This is a genomic window from Halobaculum sp. P14, from assembly GCF_051195155.1.
Lineage (GTDB): Archaea > Halobacteriota > Halobacteria > Halobacteriales > Haloferacaceae > JBNTKA01.
In genome coordinates this window covers 978,598-986,556 of record NZ_JBNTKB010000001.1, presented here as the reverse complement: position 1 = coordinate 986,556, position 7,959 = coordinate 978,598, and the positions used below count along the sequence as shown (strand labels likewise).

4 protein-coding genes are annotated in these 7,959 nt (G+C 62.8%); 2 read left to right on the top strand and 2 right to left on the bottom strand.

What is annotated here, in order from left to right:
• Positions 1–106 precede the first annotated feature (106 nt).
• On the top strand, positions 107–1,285 hold the full coding sequence (locus ACQUS7_RS05115) for a hypothetical protein (protein WP_435145200.1): 1,179 nt from the start codon (positions 107–109) through the stop codon (positions 1,283–1,285).
• 521 nt (positions 1,286–1,806) lie between these two features.
• Positions 1,807–3,492 carry a transposase gene (locus tag ACQUS7_RS05110; RefSeq protein WP_435130105.1) on the top strand — a complete coding sequence of 562 codons (1,686 nt, stop codon included), beginning with the start codon at positions 1,807–1,809 and terminating at the stop codon, positions 3,490–3,492.
• Between the two features lie 313 nt (positions 3,493–3,805).
• Here ACQUS7_RS05110 and ACQUS7_RS05105 read toward each other — a convergent pair whose 3' ends face one another.
• Entirely contained in the window at positions 3,806–6,229 is a 2,424-nt protein-coding gene (locus ACQUS7_RS05105) for a DUF2309 domain-containing protein (protein ID WP_435145197.1), read from the bottom strand.
• Positions 6,219–7,706, bottom strand: coding sequence for a proton-conducting transporter transmembrane domain-containing protein (locus tag ACQUS7_RS05100; protein WP_435127079.1), 1,488 nt, complete (start codon positions 7,704–7,706; stop codon positions 6,219–6,221). The genes ACQUS7_RS05105 and ACQUS7_RS05100 overlap by 11 nt, the downstream gene beginning before the upstream one ends.
• Between the last annotated feature and the right edge of the window lie 253 nt (positions 7,707–7,959).

Genomic DNA, 7,959 nt, shown 5'->3' with positions numbered 1-7,959 from the left:
CTTATGTTCGCCATCTCCAACATAGAACCTCTCTGTGAGCCACTCTAACCGTGACTCAGCACCTATTCAACACGGCATTTAATTCATTGCTGTAAATTGAGTATCGATGTCAGACAAACCAACTGACAGCCGAGTTAACAGGCGTACCGTTTTGCAAGGAGTCGGTTCCGCAGTTGGAGCCACGTCCCTCTCGAACGTAGTCGGCGCAGCTGAACGAAAGCGCCGAATCGTAACGGGGCGCGGCGGACTAAAACAGGAGCCTGTCGAGAAAAAGAAAGTGCCTGTTCATTGGCACGAACACGAGAAGGCTCTACGTCAGGTCTACGATCAACTGTTCGGAGCTTTCCAGCACATTCGTAATACCAGTGAGTTCGGCGACCACCTCATCGCGATGTACCAAGGTGGGTCTTCCCGAAGCATCGGGGGATACACCGCAACTCAACCAGTGGTGGAAATTGCGAAAGAGGCTCCTTCTGGGTTGGAAGAACGACTTCCGAGTGTTCTCAAAGACGTTGGTGTTTCAACCTCGAATGACCTCCTGCTCGATGAGATTCGGTACGAACGAATCAACCAGAACCAAACTCTCCTGTGTGGCGGTGCAGAAACTACAATAGAACCATACCCCGGTGGGATCGTCATCTGGGAGAAGAACCAGTCCACCCATCAAGGGACGTCTGGATACCGGATGCACGACGGCAGTCAGGAGTACATGCTGACCGCGAACCACGTGTTCGTCGATAGCTGTACTACCAAAGCGACCGGAGAGGTCGCGGCTGCCGCGAACAATGCCACGATTGGAACCTTCGAAGACGCTCACGCTCTTCACGACTGGTGCTTGGTACCCGCTAATAGTCAGGGAGTCACTGACATTGCCAACGAAATCTACTGGGACGGATACAGCTACACGCTTACCGGGTACAAGACCCGTGATGGAATCGCTTCGATGGTGGGTAAAACCGGCGAAGCATACAAATCTGGAGACGGAACTGGGTACCGAACAGGGACGATTAGAGGATACAATGAGGGCGGATTCACCGGATGTCCCCGATTCGATACTGACGGCGTAAAAACCGAAGTGGACGTTGCACCGGGGGACTCAGGCGGTCCAATCTTCGACCTCACGGGATGTAGATACGGTAGCTGTGAAGCGTTGGCCATCAACAACATGAGCATCGCCAAAGGGAGTTACAACGGAACTGCCTGCGACGGTGACTCTACACAACCGAAGACTGTAGGCTGGCCCGCTTACAAAATCGTTAACAACAACTCCTACACGGTTGGGTAGTAATCTGGTCCTCGTTTTACCTTCGACCTTGGCGTAGTACAACCCTTCGCCGAAAATCAAGGAATCAGTTCCTCAAATTGCTCAGCAACAGCCCTCAACTCTTGCCTGCGTAAATCTGGATAATCCTACGCTGCCTAGATTGTCCTCCACGATCTCTGCCACGTTCAGGAAAAGAGGAACTTTCAGCGATAGTGGCATGAGCCGGAGATGCAAAATTTTGAAAACACCCTCATACCAGTACGCAAGCACATGAGATCATGGGCAGTTGAGAAAAGGACGCCACCGGACCTATGCAGCGCGAGTGCGTCTCATGTGCTGGCTGCAACGGGACGGGTCTCTCCTACGACCAAGATAGTAACGTGCTACACAAGATTGTACATGAGATCTACCTTCTTTGGTTCGCCCATATATAAACACTCCTCCTACAACTTAAGTATCGACGAGTAAGATATGGAAACAATGAGACGGTGCCATTCGCTCATTGCGACGCCGACAGCGGGCAGCCTGCCTTCGCAGAGCGGATGGTCCAGCAGGCCAGCGACCTCTGTGAACACGAAAACCACCTCACACGAGTCATCGCTGATCTCAATCTCCCGCTCACAGATATCGACGACCTGTACAAGCGGACGCCGAGTCACGGCTATGACCTCACGCCGATGCTGCGGCTGTTCCTTTACAAGTACGCGGGCGACTACAGCGATAGCGAACTCGCCGACCGCGTCGACTCGTGGCAGTATCTCCGAATCCGCTTCGACCTCAATGGCACGCCCACGCAACAAACCCTCTCGTATACGTGGCGCAACCGCTTCGATGCAGACCTCCGCAAGCTGATCGTCGCCGCTGGCAAGGCCATCCGACGGGAGGCCATCGAGCACGGCGTTATTCGCGACGACCATGCGGACGGCGAAGACGAGACTGACAGCGAGTTCGAGACGGACGAGGTCCCCGACGACCTTTCAGAAGCGAAAATTCGTGAGACGATGCGGGCAGCCCGCGAGCACATCTTCCCCGCGTTCGACACAGGGCGTGCTGCGAACGCCCGGTATAGCGACGAATGCATCCTCTCGATGCAGTCCTACCTTAGTCTGGCGAACTGTGGGACTGCACAGGGGACGAAGCGATTCGCGCGGATGAGCCGCCGCGAGCAAACCCCACACGGCGACACCCATCTACGGGCGATCAAGAAGCTCGGGAAGCCCACGGGCCGCCAGTCCACGCTCACCGAGTACCACGGAACAGGCCGGAAGCAGCGGACTGAGCCGTGGAAACGCGTCTGCGAGGAGCTACAGGGCGACTTCAGTACGGCAGTCGAGAACACGATTAAGGCGATTCGGGACACGAAGCCGTTCCGCGAGCCGGTTGTCGCGGCCATCGACATTACCGATACGATGTTTTACCCCTCACCGTGGGAAGACTACGAGGACGGGATAGCGAAGGACGATTTCCCCGCGCCCGTGAACGGTCTGAAGGAGAACGGTGAGCGCGGGTATCAGTTTGCGACACTCACCATCGTCGGCGAGAACGCCCCGCTCATCCTCGCCGTCGAACCGATTCGAGATGCATCCTACTGGGAGGACGACGATATCGAGACGCGAAGTCGCGCTGAAGTCGTCGACGCACTGCTGGAAGAAGCGAGCAAGCACGTCGATATGCACCTCGTGATGGCCGACCGCGAGTTCGACGGACATGACGTTCTCCACACGCTCGACAGCCACGACGTGACCTACCTCATTCCGAAGCGGGCGTACGAGGCGGACTTAGAGGGTATTGAGAAAGTCGAAGACCACCCGGTCGCGGACGTGGGTGTGGAACCCGACGTAGAGTTGGGGGCCAACGGCGAAGTGAGCCACGAGGTGAACTTCATGTACGTTCCGTCGACCGAGGAAGACGGCGACTACGCGGTATTTCTGACGAACCGCGACGACGTGGCTCCCGAGGACGTACGAGGACTCTGTAACCGCTACAGTCGGCGATGGGAGATCGAGAACGAGTACAAGCAGATCAAGAAGTTCCTCCCGACGATGGCTTCTACAGATTACCGTGTACGCTGTTTCAACTTCATGTTCGCGTGCCTGCTGTACAACGTGTGGCGGCTCGCGGACTACTTGTTGAAGTTGGAAGTAGGGAAGCCTATTCGTGACGAACCCGTGCTGACGGCGGGTGAGGCCATCGAGTTGCTCGCTTGCTTCCTCGTCCCATACGGATAGTCACGGTCTGATTCTCCCTATGTGTTCGCTCGTTGCGTAGCCATAGCTCTCTCGGCTGCCCTCCATTTTCGCGTCTTCGTGTCCGTTTCTGAATGAGTAGCGGGTCGGATTCGCCATTACCACAATTCGTCGCTACTGAATCACCCGAGAAATCGTTCGGTTTCGTTTGTAGATTCGCTATCCTCCGAAGTTGTGTGTCGTCATCCACGGGGTCATCTTTTCGACGGGAGCCACCGCCGAACAGGAGTCAGAGAACAGTCGAAACGGACGGGAGAACAGTTGAAGGGCCTGGCTCGCCCCGAGTCCGGGCCGGTTAGTCGTCCGCGACAGCGGGCGAAGCCGGTTCTTCCCCGGGGATTTCGGGCCGATCGGACCGCGGCGCCCACTCCAGTTCCTCCTCGTAGTGGAACGCGCGGTGGTCCTGCGTCGGGTCGACGACCGTCAGCGAGAGCCAGCCGTTGTCCAGCAGTTCGGTCAAGTCCCCGTTGTCGGCCAGGACGTCGGTGACGCGGTCGACTGGCGCGTGGACGACCGTCGAGAGGCGGAGCGGCTGGTGGTGCGGTTCGTCGTCGGCAGCCATCAGCGACTGCAGCGGGAGGCCGGTCATCAGGTCGCCGCCGTTGCCCTGGTAGACGCCGACGTTCCCGACGGGGTTCTGGGTTATCTTCGACCCGCTCCCGTAGACGGCGTTGTCGACCGTCGAGAAGTAGTACTGGGCGTTGATCCACTGGGTGACGACCATCGGGCCGGTGAAAATCGCTTCGAGCGCGTCGCCGTCGGGGTCCGTCGACCAGTCGTACGAGTGGAGGAACGCGCGACCGTCGAGGTCGACGTCGCTCGTCAGTTCACGGGGGCCGACGACGAAGCCGGCGTTGCCCGCCAGCCCCCACTCCGGCCGGGTCTCCGCCCAGTCGGCGGCGCGGCGCTCGGTCTCGCTGACGGCGGCCGAGCCGTCGGCTCCCATCGTCTCGGCGCGCTCTGCGGCCGCGCCCTCGCGCGCCGCGGCGAGGTCCGCGCGCAACTGGTCGAGGTCGTCGGCGTGGCTCTCGGGGACGTCGCCGTCGAACAGTTCGATCTCGTCGGTCGTCGTGTTGTGCTGGGCGGCGAGGAAGACGGTGTCTTCCGGGACGTCGTGGCCGCGGTCGCGGAGTTGGGCTCTGACGTCGTCGTCGTTGCAGATTTTCGCGAGGACGCGGGCGTTCGGGCCGCCGGGGTTGCCGGCACAGGCGCCGCAGTCCAGGCTGGAGTCGTAGGGGTTGTTGGCGGTCTCGCTGGCGTGGCCCGCGAAGACGACGAGCCGACCGAACCGCTCCCACCCCATCAGGTCGAACGCGGTCGCGGCGTACTCGACTTTCTCCTCGGTGGTCAGCCCCACCGGGAGGTCGCCGGAGTACGTGTACTGGTGGTCGACCAGCGGCTCGCAGAACTCGTCTTCGTCGGGCACCGCCTCGTCGGCCGCGTCGAACAGGTCGCGGACGCGTCCGGGGACGAGCGTCCGGGCGGCGAGCGAGAGGCCGTAGCCGCTCCCGGCGGTCTCGACGTAGCCGTAGGCGGTCGCCGCGTTGGCCTCCAGTATCTCGACGACTTCGTCGGCGGCCGCGCGGACGCTCGACCAGCGGTCGTGCCGCGCCTGCGTCTCGTCGTCGACCGGGACGTCGGTGACGTGGTGCTGCGGGTCTTGAATCGGCGGGCAGGCGTCGACCGACACCTCGTCGTCGTATCCCTGGTACTCCATGGGGACGCCGAAGAAGCCGGCGTAGCCGTGAGTCTCGTAGTCCCCCGCCGCCTCGATGTGCCGACGAATGACTTCCGAGCGGGTGTCGATACAGAAGACCAGTTGGGCGTCCGGACGGTCCTGCGTGTCGCCGTCGGCCACCGACCGGCTCTCGGCGGCGACGGTCCCGACGAGGTCCTCGCGGTACGTCGACTCCCACGCGCGCAAGAACGGCAGAGCGGGGTTGTCGGCGGGGGCGTCGTCGTCGGCGTCGTTCGAGGGTTCGATGTCGGCTCCGACGGCGTCCAGCAGCGCCAGCCGCGCCGCGAGGTACCCGTCCAGCGAAATCGGGTACGTCGACTGCCACGCGCCACCGTCCTCGGCGCGCCGCTTGATGAACCCGGTCCAGCCAGGGAGCGCAGTCAGTTGCGCTTCGAGGATGCGGACCCACTGGCTCTCCGGGTACGACTGCAGCACCGCCTCGACGGCTTCGACGGGCGCTTCGGGCAGGTCAGCGACGACCCCCTCGTCGGGGACGTCGCGGTCGTACTCGGCCATTCCGCGGAAGGCAGCGTAGAACCCGGCTTCGCGGTTCGGCATCGACCAGTGGGCGCTCCCCTCTTCGAGGAAGGCCGACAGCCACTTCGTCAGCACCCGGTCGACGTGGTCGACCGCGGTGTCCGTCTCGCCGTCTCCGCCGTCCTTGTCGTCTCCCGCGTCCTCGGCGTCGGCCATGCGGTCGAGCAGCGTCTCGGGGTCGGCGTCGTAGCCAGCCTCGGCGAGTTCCGCTTCGAGTATCCCCGTGTCTATCTGTCCGCGTTCGAGCGCGGTTCTGAACGTCTCGGCGCTGGGGTAGCCGCGGCCGCCCAGCAGGTCGGCGGCCCGCTCGACCGCCTCGCCGAACGGCCGGTCTTCGAACCCGGAGAGCGGGTTGGCGGTCACGAACGAGTGGATGGGCCAGAGGGGGCCGACGGCCGTCGCCGCTTCGTCGATACTGTCGCGGATGGCTGTTTCAGTACTCATTGTACTCCTCCGTGGACGTCAAGAGGGTGTCGGACGCCGGCTCAGTCGCGTTCAGCAGCGCCACGTAGAGCCGCTGGCTGTGCTCGTGGACGCCGGTCTCGATGCCGACGTAGATGCCGACGAAACTGACGGCGATGAGGCCGTGGAGCAGAGTCAGTTCCGTCGTCGCCGTGCTGACCGTCAGCAGCCCCGCGACGCCCTCGTAGACCACGGCGTAGACGACGATGGCGGGGAGGAAGACCACCGGGACGGCCGCGTAGCGGGCCGTCGCCGGAAGCGACGTGTGCTGAATCGCGCTCCGGGAGGCGTGCAGCGTCGTGACGACGACGAAGAAGGTCAACAGGAGGCCGCTGTCGGCCTCCGTCCCTTTCCCCGTCAGCACCGCGAACGCGACGCCGCCGACGACTCCGGTCAGGAGCGCCACGACGACGCCAACGGCGCTGGTCACGCGCCCCACGGTGTGTTCGGTGGTTTCGCTCGGGCTGGTGTGTTCGACCTGCTCCCCCGAACTGAGGAACTGGTAGGCCTTGTAGAAGCCGTGCAGGATGAGGTGCGTAATCGCGGCCCCGAAAAAGCCGAGGCCGGCCTGCATGATCATGAACCCCATCTGACCGACGGTCGAACAGCCGAGTTTGCCCTTGATGCTCGTCTGGACCGACTTCAGGAGCTTCCCGCCGATGGCGCTGAGCCCGCCGACGGCGACCACCGCGAGCATGACTGCGGGCTCGACGGTGATGACCGGGGCGAAGCGGGTCAGGAGGACGCCGCCCGCGTTGACGAAGCCGGCGTGCATCAGCGCCGACGCCGGCGTCGGGGCGGTCATCGACGAGAGGAGCCAGCTCTGGAACGGAATCAGGGCGGACTGTATCATCGCCGCCAGGACGAGCGCGGCGGCGGCGACCAGCCACGTCGGGCCGCCGAGCGTGTCGGCCGCCGCGCCGATTCCGGAGACCGTCGTCGCGCCGGTCGCCAGCCACAGCGCCGTCAGCGCGACGCCGAGGAGCGCGCTGCTGGCGAGGAAGTACCTGCGGGCGAGCGCCGCGGCCGCCCGCGCGTGGTCCCAGCCGCTGACCGTCCCGATGAGTTCCGCCATCAGCAGCCCCATCGCCAGCCACAGGGCTCCGAACAGGGCGACGTGGTCGGCGGCGACCAGCCCCATCACGGCGACGGTGAAGCCGAACGTCGCCGCGAAGAACTTCGTCTCGTGGGCGCTTCCGGCGACGTAGCGACGCGAGTAGCTGTGGACGATGCCGCTGAAGAAGGTGACGACCACCCACATCAGCACGGTCAGTCCGTCGACGGCGACCACGCCCGGAATCCCCCACGCGCCACCGACTCGGAGTCGGGCGACGAGGGCGACGACGCTCGCGGCAAACAGCGACCACACGAGCCACGTCGATACAACGGGAACGGACGGCGATTCCGCCGTCGTGTCCGGGAGCGCTCCGACCGTCGGCTTCGAACTGTTTCCTGACATCGTTCAGCCCATCGCACGACCATTCCCGGCGTCCGCGCCGGGCTTCGAGTCCGCTTCTGGTCGTCTCTACCCGACACCAAGAACGAATCGTCTATTAACTCTGTCTATATTCACAATACGTTCGATATTCTGTTATCAAAGAACGTGATAGTTATGTCGGGGCCGGTGAGCGACGCGGGAGCGGCGCTCTCCGTCCGCTCTGGCGACTCGGACGGTCCAGTCTCTCCGGCCGAACTGGGACGTGGAATCGACG